Origin of the sequence: Motiliproteus sediminis (assembly GCF_017912535.1) — a bacterium.
In the GTDB taxonomy this organism is placed as follows: domain Bacteria; phylum Pseudomonadota; class Gammaproteobacteria; order Pseudomonadales; family Balneatricaceae; genus Motiliproteus; species Motiliproteus sediminis.
Window position 1 is genome coordinate 30,123 of record NZ_JAERQK010000003.1, and the last position, 21,541, is coordinate 51,663.

The window sequence follows — 21,541 nt, forward strand, 5'->3', positions numbered from 1 at the left end:
TCAGCCTCCTGCCCGTTTGATGCGACGGTCCAGATCCTGCAGCCACAGGCTGACCTTCTCGTCTTCACCGGTCAGCTCCAGATAGCGCTGATAGTGGGTGCGGGCATCGATCCAGTACTGCAGGTAGATATCGAACAGAATGGCCAGGTTAAGGTGAGCCGGGGCGTAGCTGTCGTCAACCGCCAGCGCCAGCGAGTAGGCTTCCCAGGCCTGGCGGAACTTGCCTTCTCGGCGGTAGAGCGTGCCGCTGAGGTTGTAGGCGGCGGCGTTGCGCGGCAGAAGTTCCAGTGCTTTGTTGACCCGGCTGCGAGCGCTGTCGTCGAACCCTTCGTGGAAGTCGAGCAGCGCCAGGTTGAGGTAGGCGCCGGGAATCTGGGGGTGGCGCTCAATCACTTGTTGCAACGCGGCGCGGGCTTCGTAGGGCTGGTTGTTGCGCAGCAGCGCCACCGCTGCTGCGTATTCTGCCCGCCCTTCGGGGCTGATCACCAGCACCCGCTCCTGTAGTTCCGGCAACCCGACCTGCAGCTGCTCGGCGCGCTTGATGTTGGCTCCACCACAGCCGGTGAGCGCCAGTACCAGCGCGATTGTCAGCAGCTTAATCGATGGATTCGACATAGGTCGGTACTCGCTCGGGTTTGTCGTAACGCGCAGGCATGATACCGCGCAGGCGCTCCAGGGCGGTGGCGATACCCGGAGTGTAAATGCCTTCGGCGATCCATTTAAGATTCAGTTCGTAGAATTCGATCGCCTGGTCTTCAAACGGCAGGGCTTGTTCCTCCAGCAGGATCTCGTATTGTTCCAGCGCCAGTTCGTCGAGTTCACGCGGCCGTTCCGAGGCCATCAGGTCTTTGCTGAGGTTACGATAGAGATCCCCCAACATCACCGTGGCAAAGGTACTGGGTTCGGCCAGGCCAAACTCGATGGTGCGATTGAGGTAGCCGGCGGCTTCCTCCATCAGCGTCTGCTTGCGGGTGAGGCTCTTGTCCAACGGCAGCGTGAGCTTGACCCGTTCGAACTGGGATACCTTGCTGCGCCCCAATCGAAGCGACGCGCGAGAGGCCAGCAGCAATGAGCGCTCGCTGACCTCGGGGGCGGCTGCCACGGTGGTGACCATCTCATCCAGCCAGCGTTCGGCGGCGCGGCTGTTGCCGGTTGCATCGGCGATCTCGACCAGGATTTCACGGGCGTCCATCGCCTCTTCCAGCGGAGCGGGGAAGCTGGCGATGAAGCGTTCGTAAATGGCCGCAGCGGCGCGCGGATTGCCCGCTTTCTGCTCCAGTTCAGCCGCGCGCCAGAGCGCTTCTCGGCCAAGTGCCGAGGGACCTTCGCGCTGGAATATCTGGTCCAGATAGAATGAGGCCTTGGCCCACTGGCCGGTCTGCTCGTAGGCCACGACCAGTTTGTCCGGCACCGTCTCCTGCAGCGGGTTGCCGACGTAAGCGGTGCGGAACTGCTCCAACACCTGGATAGCTTCCGGCCAGCGTTGCTCGGTTAGCAGCAGGGTGGCGGCATCGAACTCCGCGGTGGGGCGCACCTTGGCGTCGTTGACTACGTGTCCCACGCGCAGGAAGTGGTTGATGGCGGCTACGTTATCCTTGAGCTGGTCACGGGCGTATTCGCCCTGCTTGTAGATCGCCTCGGCGGTACGGGTGCGGAATACCAGACGCTCCTCGGGCGCAACGTTCAGAGCAAGCGCTTGCAGGTAGGCGCGTTCGGCCGCAGCGTAACGCTGCAGTTCAAAGTTGGCGTGGGCGCTGACTCGCCACAGCCGCAAGCGCAGGTCCGGTTTAAGGCTGCGGTTCTGTTCCAGCAGGATCGATGCAACTTCCAGCGCGGCATCGTTATCCTGGCTGAGCAGGTAGTCTTCGGCCAGTTTGGTGGCGATCTGGGCCGCCTGCGGCGCGTTGGGGTAGGTGGAGACGAAGCGCCGACTCTGTGTGATGCTGGTGTCGAGCCAGCGGCGCTGCTGTTCCTCATTCCGGGCTCCTTGATAGAGCGCTTGGTACGCTAGCAGAGCGGCGTAGCCGGCCTCATGGCGTTTATCAAAGTCGCCCTCGCTGTAGGCCGCCAGTTCGTAGGCGCGGGCGGCGGCTTCCGTTTGCCCCAGTTCGGTCAGTGCCTCCGCTTTCAGGAAGTACATCTGCGGCAGCTTGGGGTCACCGGGCATCGCCTCGATAAACTGGTCATACCAACCGAGTGCCAGACCGTAGTTGAACGCCGCTTCGCTTTTCTCTTTGGCTTGCTGTGCCTTGGCGTGGTCGCGTTGTGCCAGATCCTGCAGGTAAGCGGGGAGGAACTCGCGCACGTAGCTGCGGCGGTTGTCGTCGGCGTTCTGCCAGTAGCTGCTGCTGGTGCCGAAACGCGCTACAAACGCCTCGCGGGCGGGCCAGGCTTGTTGGGGGAAACCCCCGTCGCTGTAGGCGGCTACCACGCGGGACTGGTAGTAAGGGGTGTTGTCGCCGTCAGGGTAGCGTTCCACCAGTGCGCTGAAACTACCGGCAGCATCGCTGTAGCGCCGCTTGCGTTCGTAGTACTGGCCGAGATCGGCGTAGACGCGCTCTTCATAGGGCCGCTCGCCAACGCGGGCGAAGTAGTCGCGCACGGTATCGACCCCCTGCTGGTAGGCAAATGTCATGGCGATCACCCGCAGTACATCGGCCAGCAGCCGCCGTTTGCTGCCGTCATCTCCCTGGCGTTGATCCCAGTACTTGTCAACCAGCGGGAAGAAGCTGACCAGCGCTTTACTATGGTTGCCCAGCTTGAAGTCGGACCAGGCCAGCTTGTACAGCGCCCTGTCCTGGTAGTCGCTTGCGTCGGGATCGTCGAGCAGGCGCTGGTACTGCTCTGCGGCGAGATCATAGTCACCCAGAGTGAACTGCAACTCGCCGATACGGAAGCCGATCTCCTGCCCAAAGGGGTTGCCGGGGTAGTCGCGCTGCAGCCGCAGCAGTGCGTCCAGAGAGCGGCGGGCGTCGCCGGCGAGGTCGTAGGCGCGGGCAAGCTGGTAGAGGATCTGGTCTTTCTGCTCCACGTCGTCACCGCGGTCGAGCAGGGGCTCATAAAGCTCGATGGCACGGGCAAAACTGATGCTGGGGTCGGTCGCTTTCCAGCCCTCGATCTGGGCGCTTTCCGCCAGCATCAGGGTCAGGTCTGCCAGGTGGCGTTGGGCCTGTTCCGAAACGCTGCGGTTGAGACCGCGTTCCTGCAGTAGGCGTAGGGCGCGATGCAGCGCAGAAAGGTCCGGCAGTACCGGTTCACGCGGGCGGTTCTCCAGTCGCCGTTGGCCATCTTCCCGCACCAGGACATAGTGGTTCTGGTCAGCGGTGCCGCTGAAGTACTGAAGTTGCGGTATCGATTTGGAGGTGAGCCAGAGCAGTGCTTGTTCCGCCTTCAGCACCATGCGCGCCGGTTCGTCCTTGAGACTTTGGGCCAGCGCTTTTGACAGCTTGACGCGGTTGCGGTTGAGCTCTTTGAGCATCTTGCGTGCTCGGGGTTCGAGCTGGCGCAAGCTGTCTGCCCGTTGCTGGGTGGCTTCGGTGTTGAGGGTTTCCACCAGTGCACGGCGGCTGTTGATATGTACTTCCAGTGCCTGCTGAGCCTTCTTCAGATCAACCTGGGTTTCCCACCAGGGGTAGGGAAAAGGGCTGCCGGTGGTCCATAGCGACAGGCCGGTGAGCTGGGTATAGCGCTCCTGCCAGGGGTTAGGGGTGCCCACCAGGGAGCTGAGTTCGAGCTCAAGGGCCAGTTGGTCCGGGGACTTGCCGGCTGCGTGCTCTGCGGGCACGCGGTAGGGTGGGCGCGGCGCCAGGTCGGCGTGCACCAGCAACTGGCTGGCAACGTAGGCGCGCCCGCGCTTGAACAGGGTTTCGTAGCCGCGAATATACTTGAGGTTATTTTCCACCAGCTTGATCAGGGTGTTTACCCGCTCCAGTTCCTGCACCAGGGTGCGGGTTGCGGGACTGAAGTGGAGCAACGCTGTGGCGTTGTCGCCGCTGTGGCGCTGATTCAGTTGGCGCTCGAAGTTGGGGTCGTTGATCTTGCTGCCGGCATCCTGCTGGTATTCCAACTGCTTGGTCAGGGCGTCGATCCAGATGCCGCTGATCTCGGCGGCCTGGGCACTGGCGCCCTTGGCGTAGAGAAACTGCAACAGCCAGCTCTGGTGCAGCGACAAGGGGCCGTCGCCGCTGGTATCGACCAGCTCTAGCAGCGCCATGAGTGCTGCGTCGGCATCGCCCTGCTGACGATATAGGCTGGCCTCGGTCATCAACAACTGGCGATGCAAGGCAGCATCGACATTGGCAAACAAGCGGGTGTCGATGCGACCGTTGTTCTCGCCCTGGGTGGCCGCCACCCGCGCATCCAGCAGGCTGGCGTAGCCGCTCAGCTGGCTGCTGGGGGACGGGTCGGAAATGGGCGCTTTGGGGTTGGTTTCTGCCGTCGCTGGCGGAGGCGGCATCAGGGTTTTCAGCAGGGAACGGGTAGTGTCGTTGTTGCCTAAGGCCAGTTGGCTGAGCGCGCGGTTGTAGCGGATCATCGGCAGCAGTTCGCTGTCGGCGGGCAGGCGATCATACATGACCAGTGCCTCACGGTGCTGCCCCCGGGCTTGAGCCAGCATGGCGCTGACAATCTGGGCGCGCTCGGCGACCTTGGGGTGCACGGGCGGTGCCAGTTGCGACAGCGAGTGTTCGGCGTCGCTGAGATCGCGGTTGTAGTAGTGTACCAGCGCCTGATTGAGCCACAGCCGGTTGACCTGATCGAGGGTATAGAGGCTTTCCACTTCTGCCGGCAGACGCAATACCCGGCCGTCTTCAGTGACGTTGGAGTGGGAAGCCAGCAGTCCGGGTATCAACTCTTTGGGGTATTTCTCCTTATCCTGTTGCCAGCGCGAGAGAAACTTGTAGCGTTCGGGCCACAGCAGCAGGTGACGGGCTTCCTCCTGACTGATGTGGTCGGCCAGCAGCGGCGGTGCCGCGGCGATCAGCAAACCCAGGGTCAGCAGTGCGGTGACGCGGCCAGCCACTACCATTGCTCAAACACCAGGTTGGCACCCTGAACCCGCATGTGCAGCTGGATCGGCATGGCGGCCTTTTCGATCTGCACCTCGCCTTCCAGGTAGGGGCCGTGTCGAAAGCCGATTCCGTAGAGGCGTGCTTTGAGGGTATGGGAGCCGGCAGGCAGCAGGGTGGCGTAGATCCGCTGATGCGCTCCCGCCATCAGTTTTTCGATATCACCAAAACTGTATTCGAGCTGATCGACCTTGTTGCCGTTCAGCCAGATCTCCAGCCGCTGCAGTAGCATCTGCGCGCCATACTCCTGATTGAACTGCAGCGTGATCAGGTCGTATTCGGGAAACAGCAGTGATTGTTCGGTGTAGTAAAAATCGAATAACAAACGGGTGGCTTCGATCTGCAGGGCGCGGCTTTCGGCCACCACCGGATTCTGGCGGGACTCGGCGTTGAGCAGCGGCGCGAGCAGCAGGGTGGCTGCGACAATGAGAGTCTGTGCGAACGTTTTGCTGCTCATGAGGGGCGCTGGCCGATTCAGCGTGGGTCCTTGGTCCTAAACGGTCACCGAATTTAACATGTCTGCTCGGTAGTGACTATCGACCAAGGGCCGATAGTGGACTCAGCCTTCGCTCTTGTCCTTGAATTCACAGAGATCTTCGATCAGGCAGGAGCCGCAGCGTGGCTTGCGGGCGGTACAGGTATAGCGCCCGAGAAGAATCAGCCAATGGTGCGCGTCGAGCAGGAACTCACGCGGAACGAAACGCAGTAGTTTTTTCTCAACCTCGAGTACGTTCTTGCCCGGCGCGATACGAGTGCGATTGGCGACCCGGAATATATGCGTGTCCACCGCCATGGTGGGTTGGCGAAAGGCGGTATTGAGAACCACGTTGGCGGTCTTGCGGCCGACGCCCGGGAGTGCTTCCAGCGCTTCGCGATCAGCGGGTACCTCGCCGCCGTGCAGATCGACCAATTGGTGGCAGGTTTTGATCACGTTCTCGGCTTTGGCGTTGAACAGGCCGATGGTCTTGATGTACTGCTTGAGGCCCTCAACACCGAGGGCCGCAATGGTTTGTGGCGTGTTGGCAACGGGAAACAGCTTGGCAGTGGCCTTGTTGACCCCGACGTCGGTGGCCTGGGCCGACAGAATCACAGCAATCAGCAACTCGAACGCGGAGCTGTAATTGAGCTCGGTGGTGGGGTGGGGATTGTCGTCCCTGAGGCGGGTGAAAATCTCCAGACGTTTGGCTGCGTTCATACCGCTATGCTCCCGGATCTAGCCGGTCACCCGGACCCGTTTGCTGCCGCCATCTTCAACCGGCTGCGGCTGGCGCTCGGTACGCGCCTTGCGCCGGGCATCAATGATATTTTTGACCGCGATGATCAGGCCCATGCCGACAAATGCACCGGGGGGGAGAACTGCAAACAGAAAGCCGGGGTAATCGCTGAACAGGGTGAGCTTCCAGCCGGCGGCTTCAGGGCCGAACAGCAGCTGCATATCGCTGAACAGGGTTCCCTGGCCGAGCAGTTCGCGCAGTCCGCCCAGCAGTACCAGTACCACCGAAAAGCCGACGCCCATCATCAATCCATCCAGCACCGCGGGCATTACCGGATTCTTACGCGCAAAGGCATCGGCACGGCCGAGGATGGCACAGTTGGTGACGATCAGCGGAATAAATATCCCGAGGATCTGGTACAGGTCGTAGGTGAGGGATTGCATCAACAGCTCAACGCAGGTGACGTAAGAGGCGATGATCATCACAAACGCCGGCAGGCGAACGGCGTCGGGAACCAGATTGCGAATCAGCGACACCGCCAGATTGGATCCCACCAATACCAGGGTGGTGGCGAGTCCCAGGCCGATGGCGTTAACCACCGAGCCGGTTACTGCCAGCAGCGGGCAGAGCCCCAGTAACTGCACCAGTGCCGGGTTGTTGTGCCACAGGCCGTCCAGGGTGATCTTGCGGTAATCAGCCATTACGGTGTACCTCCCAGGGGGACCCTTCAAGCAGGTGGGCGCGATTGTCGCGGAATAGCTGCAGTGCCCGTTTGACGCCACCGACCACCGCGCGCGGGGTGATGGTGGCGCCGGTAAACTGGTCGAACCGGCCGCCGTCCTTTTTCACTGCGAAGCCCGGATCATCGTCACTCTGCAGGCGCTCACCGTTGAACCCGAGCACCCAGGGAGACTTTTTCAGATCAACTTTGTCGCCCAGCCCCGGGGTTTCCTGATGGCGCAGGATTCTCACCCCGGCCAGGGTGCCATCAGCCTCGATCCCCACGATCAGCTCAATGCTACCGGTGTAGCCGTCGGCAGCGATCACCGGCACGATAACGCCGATGACCTGATCATCCTTGCGGGCCAGGTGGATCGCCAGCGGGCCCTCGGAACCTACTTGCTGGGCGCGGGGCAGGGTGACGGTGTCGTGCAGCAGGTCGTTGTCGATCCGCTCTGCCGGGATGATCTCGTAGAGTGCGCGCGCGGCGGCTTCCTCGCGGTTAGCGGCGATGCTGTCGCGGGTCATCACTTGAGTCACGGCAATGGCGCCGGCTGTGATCAGTGCGAACAGTGACAAGCCCAGGCTGTTAGTGCGAATGGCGCTGACGAGGCTCATCGCTTGATCCCCTTCTGCGGCTGTTTATGGCCGTAGGTTCGCGGACGGGTGTAGTAATCCAGAAAAGGTGCCGCCAGGTTCATCAACAGCACCGAGAATGCCACCGCATCGGGATAGTTGCCCCAAGTGCGAATAATATAGATCAGCAGGCCAATGCTGGCACCAAACACCAGTTTGCCCTTGTTACTGGTGGCTGCGGTGACCGGGTCGGTGGCAATAAAAAACGCGCCCAGCATGATCGCCCCGGTGCTGAGATGAAACAGCGGTGAGCCGTGATTGCTGGGGTCAGCGCCATAGAAGAAGCCGGATACCATAAACAGGGTGAACAGCAGCGCGCCGGGAATATGCCAGGTGATAATGCGACGTAGCAGCAGGTAGATGCCGCCAAGCAGGAACGCGAGATTGACCGCTTGCCACGCATGCAGCCCGGCCAGCAGTTGGGCTGATTGAGCCCACAACTCATCGGCGGTCAGCGCACCCTTGTGTTTGAAGGTTTCCAGCGGTGTGGCCATGGTGACCGCGTCGGGCAATCCCTGCCCGGCAAAGATGACCGCCAGCGCATCGACAAAGCTTAACTGGGCGCCGGTGACCTCCTGTGGCCCTGCCCAGCGGGTCATCTCCACCGGAAAAGAGATCAGCAACAGGGCGTAACCGATCATGGCCGGATTAAACGGGTTCTGCCCCAGTCCCCCGTACAGTTGCTTGGCGATGACGATGGCGACAAAAACGCCCACGGTGGTGGTCCACCAGGGCAGGTAAGGTGGTAGTGCCAGAGCCAGCAGCAGGCCTGTCAGTGCGGCGCTGAAATCGCCCAGGTAAAAGCCGAGCGGGCGCCGTCGCAGCTTGAGTATGACGGCTTCAAACAGCAGTGCCAGGGTTACCGCAAACACTGCGTTAATCAGCGGCCCCCAGCCAAAATACCACACCAGTGTGGCCAGGCCGGGCAGGGCGGCAGCAATCACCTGCTTCATCACGTCGCCGGTTTTGCCGGGGCGATGGACGTGGGGTGAACTGAGTCGCATTAGCGCCATGTTCAGGGTGACTCCGTGGCTTGTTGGGCCGCTTCGAGGGCGGCATCGGCGGCGGCGGCTTGTTGTTGCAGCTGTGCCAGTTCGGCGCGCAGGTCATCGTTATCGCCGGCTTCATCAAGCGCTTTCTGCGCTTTCTTCACTTTGGTGCGGGCGATAGCCACGGCGCTCTTCAGTGCTTTCAGATCCGGCCCCGTGTGTGGCGGTTGTTGCGCTTGCGCGGCCGCCAGAGCTTGCTCTGCGCTGGCCAGTTGCGGTTCCAGCTCGGTGACCTGCTGCGCCAGTTCAGCGCTGCTGTCTCCGGCCTCAATCGCTTTGCGCGCTTTCTTTAGTTTGGTGCGCAGGATCGCCGCGTTTGACTTCAGTTGCTTCAGGTCGGCGGTGGCTGCCGCGGTTGCCTCCGCCGGCGCGGCCGGCCGGGCGCTCTGTTCCGCCGCGGCGAGGGCGTGTTGGGCCGCATCGGCCTTGCTGCGCAGTGTCGCCAGTGAGCTACGCAGCTTCTCGGCGCTGGGCAGAGCTTTGGCTTCGGCGTCGGCGAGCGCCTTCTCGGTCTTGGTGACCTTGGTGCGAGCGGTGGCCGCCGCCAGTTTGAGTTCCTTGATGTCCGGAGTTTTGGCGGGTGCTGTGCTTTCCGCCGCTTTCAGGGCCGCCTCGCTGGCGGCCACCTTTTGCTGCTGGGCGCTCACCTCCGCCTCCAGTGCGGCCAGATCGGATTCGCCGCTGTCACGCGCGATTTGCAGTGCCTTCTCCGCTTTTTTGAGCTTGGTGCGCGCCACGGCTGCAGCGGTTTTAGCCGCTTTCAGCGCCGCCTCGGGATCGGCTTTGGGGGCTGAGGTTACCGCGTCGTCTTTCTTGGCCGCCTGTGCCTTGGCCGCGGCTTCGGCACGGGCCTTGCGGCGTGCCTCTTTCTCGGTTTTTTCCCGCTCCAGACGTTCGTTACGGGCTTCGAAGCGGATGCGCGCCTGCTCCGCCTTGCGCTGCTCTGCCTGTTCGCGCCGGATCTCGCCCTTGGCGTGGCGATAGTACTGCACCAGCGGAATATTGCTGGGGCAGACATAGGAGCAGGCTCCGCATTCGATGCAGTCGAGCAGATTGAAATTGAGGGCTTTGTCGTACTCGCGCCCCTTGGCGAACCAGTGCAGTTGCTGGGGTAGTAACTCGGCGGGACAGACCTGTTCGCAGGCGCCGCAGCGGATACAGTTCTGAGCCGGCGGCGCGGGTGGGAACTCATCGGCCGCGCCGGCGATGATGCAGTTGCTGGTTTTGATCAGCGGCACATTGGCGTTGCCGAGGGCATAGCCCATCATCGGTCCGCCCATCACCAGGCGGGTGAGGCGGTTCGGGTCGACCCCAGCGTGGGCCAGCAGGTCGCTGATGGGGGTACCGATCAGTACCTCACGGTTACCGGGACGGGAGGCGGCCTCACCGGTAATGGTAGTAATGCGCGAGATCAGCGGCTTGCCGAAATGGACCGCATTGTAGACCGCCGCCAGGGTGCCGACGTTCTGCACCACGATGCCGATATCTGCGGGGATCTTGCCGCTGGGTACTTCGACCCCGGTCAGCAGCTTGACCAGTTGGCGCTCGCCGCCGGAGGGGTATTTGGTCGGCACCACCACCACTTCAATGTCGATCCGGGAGCGGCGTGCGGCCTCGGTCATTGCGCGGGCCGCTTCCGGTTTATTGTCCTCGATCCCCATCAGCACGTGGGTCGGAGTCAGCAGATGGGCGGCGATTTCGATGCCGCCGATAATCTCGTCGGCGCGCTCGCGCATCAGCATGTCGTCGGCGGTGATGTAGGGCTCGCACTCGACACCGTTGATAATCAGGGTGTTGATGATGTGGTCGTCAGACAGGTGCAGCTTGATCTCGGTGGGGAAGCCGGCACCACCCATGCCGGCAATGCCGGCGTGGCGAATGCGCTCTGCCAGTTCGTGTTTTTCCAGTGACCGGTAGTCGTCGACGCCCTGCAGTTCGATCCAGCGCTCCTCGCCGTCGGGCTCAATCACTACGCAGGGCGCGGTCATCCCGGAGGGGTGGGGGACGGAATGATCCACCAGATCGACCACGGTGCCGGAGGTCGGCGCGTGCAGGTAAGCGCTGACGAAGCCGGTAGGTTCAGCGATCGGCTGACCCTTGAGCACCCGGTCTCCAACCTTGACCAGCGGGCTCGCCGGGGCACCGATATGCTGTTGCAGGGGCAGCACCAGGCGTGACGGCAGCGGCAGCGCTTCCAGCGGTCGCTGTAGCGATTGCTGTTTGTTCTCGGGCGGATGAATGCCGCCGTGGAAGCTCCAGATCTTGCTCATGCGGCACTCCCTGCATTGCCCCGGCCACGGTCGGTGGCAATGATGTGTTCGCTGGAGCTGGGCGACGGCCAGTTCCAGTTGGCCAGGGTCGGTTCAATCGGCAGCATGTCGATACAGTCCACCGGGCAAGGTTCCACACAGAGATCGCAACCGGTGCACTCACTGGCGATCACCGTATGCATCTGTTTGGCAGCGCCGAGAATCGCGTCGACGGGGCAGGCCTGGATGCACTTGGTGCAGCCGATGCACTCCGCTTCGCGGATAAAAGCGACCGTTTTGGGTTGCTCTTGACCGTGCTCGGCGTCCAACGGAATCGCTTCCACGTCAAGCAGATCGGCCAAGGCATCGATGGTGCTCTGGCCACCGGGCGGGCATTTGTTAATCGCCTCACCATTGGCGATCGCTTCGGCGTAGGGGCGGCAGCCCGGGTAGCTGCATTGGCCACACTGGGTCTGTGGCAGCAGCGCATCGATCTGGTCAACGATGGGGTTGCCCTCAACCTTGAACTTGACCGAGGCAAACCCGAGGATGGCACCGAAAACGAGGGCGATGCAGCCGAGGGCGATGATGGCGATCAGAATGCTTTCCATGAACCCCTCAGAACTGCACCAGGCCGGTAAAGCCGAGGAACGCCAGCGACATCAGACCCGCGGTGACCATGCCGATAGCCGCGCCCTTGAACGGCACCGGCACATCGGCCACGGCGATCCGCTCACGCATGGCGGAGAACAGCACCAGCGCCAGCGAGAATCCGACCGCTCCGCCAAAGCCATAAAAGATCGATTCCAGAAAGCCGTTCTGTTTTTTGATGTTCAGGAGCGCTACGCCAAGCACGGCACAGTTGGTGGTGATCAGCGGCAGAAAGATCCCCAGCACCCGATAGAGCAGTGGGCTGGTTTTCTGTACCACCATCTCGGTGAACTGCACCACTACCGCGATCACCAGAATAAAACTGATGGTTTTGAGGTATTCCAAGCCCAGCGGTGTCAGCAGGTAGGTGTAGACCAGATAGCTGCAGACCGATGACAGAGTCAATACAAAGGTGGTGGCGAGCGACATCCCCATGGCGGTTTCCAGCTTGTTGGAAACGCCCATGAAGGGGCACAGGCCCAGAAACTGGACCAGGACGAAGTTGTTCACCAGCACGGTGCTGATCAGTATCAGCAGAAGATCCACGGTCGGTCCTCGTGGGCGCGTTGCTTGCGGGCAGTGCGCCGTTCGACATCAGCAACCGGATGCTTACGATCACACCCGGAAAAAAGGGCCCATAGTTTAGCCTGAAGCGACCGCGCCGTCAGTAGCGCGGTCGGCTCGATTACAGCAGACCGGCCTGCTGCAGCTGGTCGTACCCCTGCTTGACGCTGGCGGCGATGTTGTCGGCGCTGACCGCGACGCGTTGGGTGGCGTCACTTTCGGCGGTGGCAATCAGCACGATAAAGCCATTGGCTTCCAGCAATGCGGCGGTGGCATCGATCGATTCCAGCGCGTCACTGTCGCTGATCACGGCCACCAGGCGGCCCTGATCAAACAGCACCTTCTCCAGACTGTAGGCAGCGCTGAGGCGGGCTTGTTCGTCCGCACCGGTCAGATAGAGGGACCCGTGCTGCTGGCCGAAACGCAGCGCGCGGTCAGCCTGAGTCACCAGTGGGCACTCGCTGATGTGGATCTCGTCACCGGCCAGTTTGGCCGCTATGGCCGGCCCGGCGATCATGCCGGCGCCGACGGTGAGGTTGCTGAGGCGATCAATGACGATAAAGGAGCCGGTGCCGGGGTGGTGGCGGTAATCGTCGCAAACCACGGCGCGGTCCAAGGTCAGTTCACACAAAGCGATCTCGTTCAGCGCCAGTTCGCTGGTGCGGGTCTCTTCCAGGGTGTTGACGTCGATCTTGTGATCCAGATTGGACACTCGACCGGTGACGGTGGTGGTACCAATCTTGACCAAATACTCCTTGCCGGGCTTCAGCGGGGCCTCGTTCATCCACACCAGATGGGCGTTGAAACGATTGATCACCGCAGGCACTTTGTGGCTGTGGACGATCATGTCACCGCGGCTGACGTCAATCTCGTCTTCCAGCGTCAGCGTCACCGACATCGGGGCAAAGGCTTCGTCGAGGTCACCATCCCAGGTGACGATCGACTTCACCTTGCTGTTCTTGCCGGAGGGCAGCACGGTGATCTCGTCGCCGGGGCGGACAATACCGGAGGCCAGGGTGCCGCAGTAACCGCGGAAATCCAGGTTGGGGCGGTTGACGTACTGGACCGGGAAACGCAGATCGTCGAAGTTGCGGTCAGCGGCGATCTCGACGGTTTCGAGAATCTCCATCAGCGGCTGATCCCGGTACCAGGGCATCGTGTCGCTAAGGCTGACCACGTTGTCGCCCTTGAGGGCGGAGAGCGGCACGAAGTGCAGGTCTTTCATGTTGAGACCGGCGGCGAACGCCTGGAACTCGTGCTTGATCTCTTCAAACCGTGCCTCGCTGTAATCCACCAGATCCATCTTGTTGATGGCGATCACGGTATGCTTGATCCCCAGCAGTGAGGTGATAAAGCTGTGGCGCTTGGTCTGGGTCTGCACCCCGTGGCGGGCGTCGATCAGGATCACTGCCAGGTCGCAGGTGGAGGCGCCGGTAGCCATGTTGCGGGTGTACTGCTCATGCCCGGGGGTGTCGGCAATAATGAACTTGCGCTTGGCGGTGGAGAAGTAGCGGTAGGCCACATCGATGGTGATGCCCTGCTCGCGCTCCGCCTGCAGGCCGTCCACCAGCAGCGCCAGATCGATCTCGCCACCGGTCGTGCCGGATTTGATGCTGTCGGATTTGATCGCTTCCAGCTGATCTTCATAGATCATCTTGGAGTCGTGCAGCAGGCGCCCGATCAGGGTGCTTTTGCCGTCATCTACGTTGCCGCAGGTAAGAAAACGCAGCAGCTCTTTCTGTTCGTGTTGGGCCAGGTAGGCGTCGATATCGGTGCTGATCAGCTCGGATTGATGGCTCATGGTGTCGCTCGTGTCTCGTTCGTTCGGTTGCCGCAGTGGAATCGGTGGTTTAGAAATAACCTTCTCGCTTCTTCTGCTCCATGGACCCGGCTTGGTCGTGGTCGATGGCGCGGCCCTGGCGTTCGGAGGTGGTGGTCAGCAGCATCTCCTGAATGATCTCCGGCAGGGTGGCGGCTTCTGACTCAACCGCGCCGGTCAGCGGGTAGCAGCCGAGGGTGCGGAAGCGGACTTTCTTCTGCATCGGTACCTCGCCCTCTTTGAGGGGCATGCGTTCGTCGTCAACCATGATCAGCATGCCGTCGCGCTCCACCACCGGGCGCTCGTCGGACAGATACAGCGGTACAATCGGAATATCTTCGAGGTGGATGTATTGCCAGATATCCAGCTCGGTCCAGTTGGAGAGCGGGAATACGCGAATGCTTTCACCGCGGTCGATCTTGGCGTTGAACAGGCTCCACAGCTCTGGACGCTGGTTCTTGGGGTCCCAGCGGTGGGCGTTGTCGCGGAAGGAGAATACCCGCTCCTTGGCGCGTGATTTCTCTTCGTCACGGCGGGCGCCGCCGAAGGCCGCGTCAAACTTGTACTTGTTCAGCGCCTGTTTGAGGGAGGCGGTTTTCATCACGTCGGTGTGTTTGGCCGAACCATGGGTGAAGGGGCCGATACCGGCGTCTACCCCCTCCTGATTGATGTGCACGATCAGGTCCATGCCCGCTTCCTTGGCCATCTGGTCGCGAAAGGCAATCATCTCTTTGAACTTCCAGGTGGTGTCGACGTGCATCAGCGGAAACGGCGGCTTGCCCGGATAAAAAGCCTTGCGCGCCAGGTGCAGCATCACTGAGGAGTCCTTGCCGATGGAGTAGAGCATCACCGGGCGTTCGAATTCGGCCGCGACTTCGCGAATGATCTGGATGCTCTCGGCCTCCAGCTGTTTGAGGTGGGTCAGTCGATGTTCAGGTAATGCGTTCATAGTGTCTGCTCTAGCTCGTTCGGTCGTGCGCAGGCGCACAGGCGCCATGATCGATGGCGCATATTACTCGACCTGGAAATAAAATAAAAAAGAATAAATTAGAATCTTTTTATTCGATTTGGTTATTTTTGATCCGTCTTGCACCCTCGCACCGGCACTGCCTTTTGCTGGGCTTTATATTCCAAAAAGCGCTATATAAATTTCAATATATTCTTTTGAGTTATATTTGCGGTTTCCTATGATAACGCCTCTTATTACACCTGAGTAGTTTGTGCATGGAACTGGCCTATAGCATTGCCGGCCTGGTGGTTGGCTTCATCGTCGGATTGACCGGTATCGGCGGCGGGGCGTTGATGACCCCGATTTTGATCGTCGGCTTCGGTATCAACCCGCTGGTGGCGGTCAGTACCGACCTGCTCTACGCCGCGATCACCAAGTTTGGTGGTGTCTGGCCCTACGCCAAGAAAAAGCTGGTGGCCTGGAAGGTGGTGGGAGCGATGTTAGTGGGCTCGGTGCCCGGCAGTCTGGTCACCCTGTGGATTCTGTCGCGGATCGACCATCCGGAGACGCTGGAGCACCTGATCAACCTCACCCTGGGCGTCAGTCTGGTGTTGACCTCGGTTGCGGTGTTTATGCGTAACCGTATCCGCGAGGCGGTGATCAATTACCACGCGCCGGAGCTGAAGGCGTTGGCGCGCCGCTGGCGGTTGCCGATCACCTCTCTGGCGGGCTTGTTTCTGGGGGGGCTGGTAACCTTGTCCTCTGTCGGTGCCGGCGCGCTGGGAACGGCATTGCTGATCCTGCTGTTTCCCCACATGACCATGCCGATGATCGTTGCCACTGACCTTGTGCACGCGGTGGTATTGACCAGCGTGGCCGGTGTTGGCCACTGGCAGATGGGCAACGTGGATACCACGCTGCTGGTCTACCTGCTGATCGGCTCACTGCCCGGTGTCTATGTCGGCGGCCATTTGGGAACGCGCTTGTCTCCCAAAGTAATGCAGCCCATTATGGGCAGCCTTTTGCTGGTGATCGGCCTGCGCTTTGTCATCGGCTAACCCTAATTCCTTAAGCACTAAGCTTTGAAACCTCGGCAGGCGATGCCTTCCGACAGTAGTTAACGAAGGTAGACAGCGATGTATATCTACAACGAGCTGGACCAGCAACTGATCGAACAGCGGGCCGAGCAGTTCCGCGATCAGGTCAGACGTTATCTGGCCGGCCAGATTGCCGAAGATGAGTTCCGCGTGCTGCGGTTGCAGAACGGACTCTATATCCAACGCCACGCGCCGATGCTGCGGGTGGCCATCAACTACGGCCTGCTGTCGTCCCAGCAGTTACGTGCGTTGGCTGAAGTGTCGCGCAAGTACGACAAGAGCTACGCCCACTTCACCACCCGCCAGAATGTGCAGTTCAACTGGCCGGCGCTGGAGCAGGTACCGGATATCCTGGCGGACCTGGCCAAGGTGCAGATGCACGCCATTCAGACCAGCGGTAGCTGTATCCGTAGTGTGGGCTCCGATCATTTCGCCGGTGTGTTTGCTGACGAGATTGAAGATCCGCGTCCCTGGAGCGAGATCATCCGTCAGTGGGCCGCGTTGCATCCCGAATTCGCTTATCTGCCGCGCAAGTTCAAGATTGCCTGTACCGGCTCCAGATCGGACCGTGCCGCCACACAGGTGCACGACATAGGCGTCCACGTGGTGAACAATGATGCCGGCGAGCAGGGGTTCGAAATTCTTGTCGGCGGCGGCCTCGGTCGCACACCGATGATCGGTAAGGTGATTCGCGATTTTCTGCCGCGCCAAGAATTGCTGGCCTATCTGGAAGCGATTCTGCGGGTCTATAACTTGTGGGGCCGTCGTGACAACAAGTACAAGGCGCGGATCAAGATTCTGGTGCAGAGCCTGGGTGTGGAGGATTTCCGCAACCGGGTCGAAGCCGAGTGGGAACGGATCAAGGGCGGCGAGCTGACCCTGACCGATGCCTACGTTGATCGGATCAAGGCTGATTTCCAACCACCGGCCTACGATGCCAATGCCGCGGCAGACACCAGCTACGCTGAAAAGCTCGCCAGCGAGCGTGATTTTGCCGTCTGGATCGAACGCAATACCGTGCCTCATAAGGTGGCCGGCTATCGTGCCGTGACCCTGACTCTGAAAGATTATCTCAAGGCTCCCGGTGACCTTTCCGATGTTCAGATGGACGAGGTCGCCGATCTGGCTGATCGCTACAACTTCGGTGAGGTGCGCACCACCCACGAGCAGAACATGGTGTTTGCCCATATCAAGCAGGCGGACCTTTACCCCTTGTGGCAGGCCCTGGGCGAACTCGGTCTGGCGCGTCCGGTCGTCGGCACCATCAACGATATGATCTGCTGTCCCGGACTGGATTTCTGCAGTCTGGCCAATGCGGAAACCCTGAGCGTGGCCCGTCAGGTACAGGAGCGCTTCGATGATATGGACTACCTCTATGACCTCGGCGACCTGTCGCTGAAGATGTCTGGTTGTATCAACGCCTGTGCCCATCACCACGTGGGGCATATCGGGATTCTGGGAGTCGACAAGAATGGCGAGTCCTACTACCAGTTTACTCTGGGCGGATCGGCGGCCGAAGATGCATCGATCGGTAAGGTGCTGGGTAAGTCGATTCCGCTGGCCGAGGTCGGCGATACCCTGCAGAAGATCCTCGATACTTACGTTGAGATTCGCGATGAGGGCGAGCGCTTCCTCGATACTGTCCGTCGCGTGGGTAACCAACCGTTTAAGGAGCGTGTCTATGCCGCTAATCATTGATCGTCAGCCGGCGGCTGATACCTGGGTTCGCGTCGACAGCGAAGAGGGGCTGAAGCAGTCCGGTGATCTGCTGGTGGATTTTGCCCTGTGGCTAGAGCATGCGGATCAGCTGAAGGCGCGCGACGGCCGGTTGGGTGTGGTGATTGATGGTGACAGCGAACTCGACCCGCTGCTCTCCGATCTGGACCGTCTGGCTTTGGTTGCCGTGGCCTTCCCCAGTTTTGCTGACGGCCGCGGTTTCAGTCTGGCGCGTATGCTGCGGCAACATCATGGCTTTACCGGCGAGATTCGCGCGGTGGGCGACGTCACCTGGGATCGGCTGCGCTATATGGCCCGCTGCGGCATAAACGCCTATGATGTGCCCGCTGAGCGCTACAGTGATGATATGCTTAGCGCCTTTGACGAGATCACCGTCTGTTATCAGGGTGCCGAGGACGATCCCCGTCCCATCTATCGGCAGTCCTGAGCGGCAAGGGTGGCGGAAGAACAGCGAGGGAGAATAAGCAGTGACCCAGCTTGAAAGTGCATTGCAGGCCAAGGTTGATCATTCCATTGGTCTGCTCAAGGAGGCTCTGGAAACCTATGGTGAGGTGACCTTCGCCAACAGTCTCGGGGCTGAGGATGTGGTGATTACCGATCTGATCTGTCGACATGTGCCCGGTATCGAAATCTTCAGTCTGGATACCGGCCGCCTGCCGGAAGAGACTCTGCAACTGCTGGCTAAGATCGAGCAGCGCTACGATACCAAGGTCAAAGTCTACTACCCCGATGCGACCCAGCTGGAAGCCTATGTCCACCAGAACGGTATCAACGCCTTCTACCAGAGCGTCGAGCTGCGCAAGGGCTGCTGCCACGTGCGCAAAGTGGAGCCGCTTAAGCGCGCGCTGGCGGATAAGAAAGCCTGGGTAACCGGTATTCGCCGCGAGCAGGCAGTAACTCGCGGTACCATCGAGTTCAGCGAATGGGACGAAGGTAACCAGTTGCAGAAACTGAATCCGCTGGCGGACTGGAGCGAGAAAGAGGTCTGGGCTTACATCAAAGCCTGCGAATTACCTTACAACGCGCTTCATGATCAGCACTACCCCAGTATCGGTTGTGCGCCCTGTACTCGCTCTATCGCCATGGGTGAGGATGTGCGTGCCGGCCGCTGGTGGTGGGAGAATCCCGAGTTGAAGGAGTGTGGTCTGCACCCTGCCAGTTCGTTGAACAAACCCTCCTGACGAGGACACCCACAAGGCCGCATCTCGCGGCCTTGTTTGTTTTAGGCTATGGGTTTCCCTAACCCGATCGTAATGCGGAGTCAAACACGTGGATTTTCTGCCCCTTTTTTTCGATCTCAAGGGTCGCGACTGCTTGCTGGTGGGCGGTGGTGTGGTGGCGCAGCGCAAGGCCGGCCTGCTGGTGCGTGCCGGAGCGCGGGTGGTGGCGGTAGCGCCGGCGTTTACCGATGAACTGACCGCACTGCTCACGGCCAACGGCGGGGCGCTGGTGGTCGGCGACTATTGTGCCCAACTGCTGGAAGGTAAAGTGCTGGTAATTGCGGCCACCGATGATGATTCGGTCAATCGCCAGGTGCATGCGGATGCCGTGGCGATCAATCTGCCGATTAACGTGGTGGACTGCCCCGGACTTTGCAGTTTCGTGTTTCCCTCTATCGTCGATCGTTCGCCCATTGTCGTGGCGGTTTCCAGTGGCGGCCGCGCTCCGGTACTGGCGCGGCTACTGCGGGCCCGGTTGGAAACCCTGATTCCCACCTCCTACGGCCGCCTGGGGCAGCTGGCCGGTCGCTTCCGTGAGCAGGTCAAGCAGCGCTTCAGCTCCCTGCGGGAACGCCGCCAGTTCTGGGAGCGGGTGTTTCAGGGCACCGTGGCCGAGCGGGTCGCTGCCGGTCAGGAACAGCAAGCGGAAGCGTTGCTGCAACGGATGCTGGAGCAGCATGAGCACCAGCCGGCGGTTGGTGAAGTGTATCTGGTGGGGGCCGGTCCCGGCGATCCGGAACTGCTGACCTTCAAGGCGTTGCGGTTGATGCAGCAGGCCGATGTGGTGCTCTACGACCGGCTGGTTTCCGAGGCGGTGATGAATCTCTGCCGGGTTGATGCTGACCGTATCTACGTCGGCAAGGCGCGTTCCAATCATGCGGTGCCGCAGGAGGATATCAATCAGCTGCTGGTGACGTTGGCCCAGCAGGGGAAGCGGGTGCTGCGGCTGAAGGGCGGTGATCCCTTTATCTTCGGGCGCGGCGGTGAGGAGCTGGCACTGCTGGCCGAGCAGGGGGTGCCGTTTCAGGTGGTGCCGGGCATCACTGCCGCCTCAGCGTGTTCGGCGTCGGCGGGAATCCCGCTGACCCATCGTGATTATGCCCAGTCGGTGAAGTTTGTCACCGGCCAGTTGCAGAATCGTACCAGTGAACTCAACTGGCCCGAGCTGGTGCACCCCAACCAGACCATCGTGTTCTATATGGGGCTGCATCGGTTGGGTTATCTCTGTGCCCAGTTAACGCGGCACGGCAAACCGGCGGATACCCCGGTGGCGCTGATACAGCAGGGTGGGACGCCAGACCAGCGAGTGCTGACCGGCACCCTGGCTACCATTGCGGAGCTCAACGAAGCTGCCCAGCTGCAACCTCCCTCGCTGATTATTGTTGGTGAGGTGGTTAATCTGCATCAGCGACTGGCCTGGTTTGGCGACCAGGCCCGTGGCCATAGCGGTGAGCAGACCGGCCTGATCGATCTACTCGGCGGTAACCGCGCCGGATAAGGTGTTGCCGGCGATTGCCTTGACCGCGGCAGACACCGGGGTGCTGTCCGTTGCGGTCGCGGCGCTGACCGCCTGGGTCGCCAGTGAGGCTGCGGCGTTCGCGTCGTTTATCAACCCGGCGTCCAAAGAGCTAACCGCATCGACCGATGCTGCCGCGTCGCTGGCTGGTGTGTCGGCCACCAGAATCGGATCGGGCTGGTCGATCACTACCTGCACCAGCTCGTAACAGGGGTGGTCTGTATCCACATTGCCCCACCAGGGCCGGGCCCAGGGTTCGAGCTCGTTGATCCGCATCATCGCCCGCAACTCCTGCACATAATGGCTGCCGCGCTCTGAATAGCCGGTCAGACCTGCTGCCAGCGCCCGGCCGCTAAGCGGTTTCTGTTGCTGACGCAGACAGCTGCGGATGGCACGCATGTCGCGGTAACTGCTGTTGGCATTAAGGTTGATCAGGTAACGGTTGATCCCCTCCTCGACACTGTCGTACGCGGCGACCTCATGGGTGGCGCCCTCTGCCCGCTGCAGCGGGGCCAGCCCGCAGCCGGGGCGAAAACACCACATGCCGAACAGGTTGTTGCCTTCACGGGCAAACCGGGATGTGCCCCAGGCGGATTCATTGGCGGCCTGGGCCAGCACCATCGCGGTAGGGATCTGGCCGACCTTGCGCTTCAGTCGCGCCAGTTGTTCGGCTGGCTGCGCGCTATCCACCCGGAACAGCTCTGCCATCTGCTGCAGCCAGGCGAGGTCGTCCGGATGCAGTCCGCCCTGATCGACGAAGGCCTGATCCAGCTTCAGCAGGTGTGTTCGCAGGGTTGCCAGGTGGTTGTTCTGGTGCGCTACCAGCGGCTCAAGAAAGCCGAAAAATTCAGCTTTCTTGGTTTTGACATCGGTGATCTGGCTGAAGTCGGGCAGCGATGCGTCATTGAACTCGGGCTGCAGTGCCGGCGCATGACCGATGCGCTGATAGTGCGGCTCACCGTCGCGCACCGGCTCGGAGGGCTGGCAGGCGGCCAGAACCAGAGTCAGAGCGGCGAGGATTGGTCGGGTTGCGGGGTAACGAATCATAGTGCTC

18 protein-coding genes are annotated in these 21,541 nt (G+C 61.1%); 5 read left to right on the plus strand and 13 right to left on the minus strand.

Annotated elements, in window-relative coordinates; all coding sequences use genetic code 11:
* From JJQ76_RS06985 to cysD, 12 genes are all read right to left on the minus strand, one after another.
* Nucleotides 1–615: a tetratricopeptide repeat protein gene (locus JJQ76_RS06985; protein ID WP_210396042.1), complete on the minus strand. Its 615-nt coding sequence runs from the start codon at nt 613–615 to the stop codon at nt 1–3.
* Nucleotides 596–5,026, minus strand: coding sequence for a tetratricopeptide repeat protein (locus JJQ76_RS06990; RefSeq protein ID WP_210396044.1), 4,431 nt, complete (start codon nt 5,024–5,026; stop codon nt 596–598). The genes JJQ76_RS06985 and JJQ76_RS06990 overlap by 20 nt, the downstream gene beginning before the upstream one ends.
* Complete coding sequence (locus tag JJQ76_RS06995; protein WP_210396046.1) at nt 5,020–5,523, minus strand: hypothetical protein; 504 nt, start codon at nt 5,521–5,523, stop codon at nt 5,020–5,022. Before JJQ76_RS06995 ends, JJQ76_RS06990 begins: the two co-directional genes overlap by 7 nt.
* 102 nt (nt 5,524–5,625) lie before the next feature.
* Nucleotides 5,626–6,261 (minus strand): endonuclease III, encoded by a 636-nt coding sequence (gene nth / locus JJQ76_RS07000; protein ID WP_210396053.1) that lies wholly within the window; start codon nt 6,259–6,261, stop codon nt 5,626–5,628.
* A gap of 18 nt (nt 6,262–6,279) precedes the next feature.
* Nucleotides 6,280–6,981, minus strand: a complete 702-nt coding sequence (locus JJQ76_RS07005; RefSeq protein ID WP_210396055.1) for an electron transport complex subunit E — start codon at nt 6,979–6,981, stop codon at nt 6,280–6,282.
* The gene (gene rsxG / locus JJQ76_RS07010) at nt 6,974–7,618 is read right to left on the minus strand and encodes an electron transport complex subunit RsxG (protein WP_210396056.1); all 645 of its coding nucleotides are present in this window, start codon (nt 7,616–7,618) and stop codon (nt 6,974–6,976) included. The genes JJQ76_RS07005 and rsxG overlap by 8 nt, the downstream gene beginning before the upstream one ends.
* Nucleotides 7,615–8,649 (minus strand): electron transport complex subunit RsxD, encoded by a 1,035-nt coding sequence (gene rsxD / locus JJQ76_RS07015; RefSeq protein ID WP_210396058.1) that lies wholly within the window; start codon nt 8,647–8,649, stop codon nt 7,615–7,617. The genes rsxG and rsxD overlap by 4 nt, the downstream gene beginning before the upstream one ends.
* A gap of 2 nt (nt 8,650–8,651) precedes the next feature.
* Nucleotides 8,652–10,955: an electron transport complex subunit RsxC gene (gene rsxC / locus JJQ76_RS07020; RefSeq protein ID WP_210396060.1), complete on the minus strand. Its 2,304-nt coding sequence runs from the start codon at nt 10,953–10,955 to the stop codon at nt 8,652–8,654.
* Entirely contained in the window at nt 10,952–11,545 is a 594-nt protein-coding gene (gene rsxB, locus JJQ76_RS07025) for an electron transport complex subunit RsxB (RefSeq protein WP_210396062.1), read from the minus strand. Before rsxB ends, rsxC begins: the two co-directional genes overlap by 4 nt.
* Before the next feature lie 7 nt (nt 11,546–11,552).
* Nucleotides 11,553–12,131, minus strand: a complete 579-nt coding sequence (rsxA, locus tag JJQ76_RS07030; protein ID WP_210396064.1) for an electron transport complex subunit RsxA — start codon at nt 12,129–12,131, stop codon at nt 11,553–11,555.
* 139 nt (nt 12,132–12,270) lie between these two features.
* Nucleotides 12,271–13,950 (minus strand): sulfate adenylyltransferase subunit CysN, encoded by a 1,680-nt coding sequence (gene cysN / locus JJQ76_RS07035; RefSeq protein WP_210396066.1) that lies wholly within the window; start codon nt 13,948–13,950, stop codon nt 12,271–12,273.
* A gap of 49 nt (nt 13,951–13,999) precedes the next feature.
* Nucleotides 14,000–14,917: a sulfate adenylyltransferase subunit CysD gene (gene cysD, locus JJQ76_RS07040; protein WP_210396068.1), complete on the minus strand. Its 918-nt coding sequence runs from the start codon at nt 14,915–14,917 to the stop codon at nt 14,000–14,002.
* Nucleotides 14,918–15,192: 275 nt separating this feature from the next.
* Here cysD and JJQ76_RS07045 point away from each other — a divergent pair, with 275 nt between their 5' ends.
* The 5 genes from JJQ76_RS07045 (at nt 15,193) to cysG (ending at nt 20,469) form a co-directional block, all read left to right on the plus strand.
* Entirely contained in the window at nt 15,193–15,975 is a 783-nt protein-coding gene (locus tag JJQ76_RS07045; protein ID WP_210396069.1) for a sulfite exporter TauE/SafE family protein, read from the plus strand.
* Between the two features lie 78 nt (nt 15,976–16,053).
* The gene (locus JJQ76_RS07050; RefSeq protein ID WP_210396070.1) at nt 16,054–17,712 is read left to right on the plus strand and encodes a nitrite/sulfite reductase; all 1,659 of its coding nucleotides are present in this window, start codon (nt 16,054–16,056) and stop codon (nt 17,710–17,712) included.
* Nucleotides 17,696–18,178, plus strand: a complete 483-nt coding sequence (locus tag JJQ76_RS07055) for a DUF934 domain-containing protein (RefSeq protein WP_210396071.1) — start codon at nt 17,696–17,698, stop codon at nt 18,176–18,178. Before JJQ76_RS07050 ends, JJQ76_RS07055 begins: the two co-directional genes overlap by 17 nt.
* A gap of 40 nt (nt 18,179–18,218) precedes the next feature.
* Nucleotides 18,219–18,932 (plus strand): phosphoadenylyl-sulfate reductase, encoded by a 714-nt coding sequence (locus JJQ76_RS07060; protein WP_210396072.1) that lies wholly within the window; start codon nt 18,219–18,221, stop codon nt 18,930–18,932.
* A gap of 88 nt (nt 18,933–19,020) precedes the next feature.
* Entirely contained in the window at nt 19,021–20,469 is a 1,449-nt protein-coding gene (gene cysG / locus JJQ76_RS07065; RefSeq protein WP_210396073.1) for a siroheme synthase CysG, read from the plus strand.
* Here the strand turns inward: cysG and JJQ76_RS07070 are convergent.
* On the minus strand, nt 20,443–21,534 hold the full coding sequence (locus JJQ76_RS07070; protein ID WP_210396074.1) for a glucosaminidase domain-containing protein: 1,092 nt from the start codon (nt 21,532–21,534) through the stop codon (nt 20,443–20,445). The genes cysG and JJQ76_RS07070 overlap by 27 nt on opposite strands.
* Between the last annotated feature and the right edge of the window lie 7 nt (nt 21,535–21,541).

Bases quoted from the DNA above. Each gene is read 5' to 3' on its own strand.
- rsxC (WP_210396060.1), bottom strand. From the start codon at position 10,955: ATGAGCAAGATCTGGAGCTTCCACGGCGGCATTCATCCGCCCGAGAAC.
- rsxD (WP_210396058.1), bottom strand. From the start codon at position 8,649: ATGGCGCTAATGCGACTCAGTTCACCCCACGTCCATCGCCCCGGCAAA.
- cysD (WP_210396068.1), bottom strand. From the start codon at position 14,917: ATGAACGCATTACCTGAACATCGACTGACCCACCTCAAACAGCTGGAG.
- rsxG (WP_210396056.1), bottom strand. From the start codon at position 7,618: ATGAGCCTCGTCAGCGCCATTCGCACTAACAGCCTGGGCTTGTCACTG.
- JJQ76_RS07050 (WP_210396070.1), top strand. From the start codon at position 16,054: ATGTATATCTACAACGAGCTGGACCAGCAACTGATCGAACAGCGGGCC.
- JJQ76_RS07070 (WP_210396074.1), bottom strand. From the start codon at position 21,534: ATGATTCGTTACCCCGCAACCCGACCAATCCTCGCCGCTCTGACTCTG.
- rsxB (WP_210396062.1), bottom strand. From the start codon at position 11,545: ATGGAAAGCATTCTGATCGCCATCATCGCCCTCGGCTGCATCGCCCTC.
- cysN (WP_210396066.1), bottom strand. From the start codon at position 13,950: ATGAGCCATCAATCCGAGCTGATCAGCACCGATATCGACGCCTACCTG.
- JJQ76_RS06985 (WP_210396042.1), bottom strand. From the start codon at position 615: ATGTCGAATCCATCGATTAAGCTGCTGACAATCGCGCTGGTACTGGCG.
- nth (WP_210396053.1), bottom strand. From the start codon at position 6,261: ATGAACGCAGCCAAACGTCTGGAGATTTTCACCCGCCTCAGGGACGAC.
- JJQ76_RS07055 (WP_210396071.1), top strand. From the start codon at position 17,696: ATGCCGCTAATCATTGATCGTCAGCCGGCGGCTGATACCTGGGTTCGC.
- JJQ76_RS07045 (WP_210396069.1), top strand. From the start codon at position 15,193: ATGGAACTGGCCTATAGCATTGCCGGCCTGGTGGTTGGCTTCATCGTC.
- JJQ76_RS06990 (WP_210396044.1), bottom strand. From the start codon at position 5,026: ATGGTAGTGGCTGGCCGCGTCACCGCACTGCTGACCCTGGGTTTGCTG.
- JJQ76_RS07005 (WP_210396055.1), bottom strand. From the start codon at position 6,981: ATGGCTGATTACCGCAAGATCACCCTGGACGGCCTGTGGCACAACAAC.
- JJQ76_RS06995 (WP_210396046.1), bottom strand. From the start codon at position 5,523: ATGAGCAGCAAAACGTTCGCACAGACTCTCATTGTCGCAGCCACCCTG.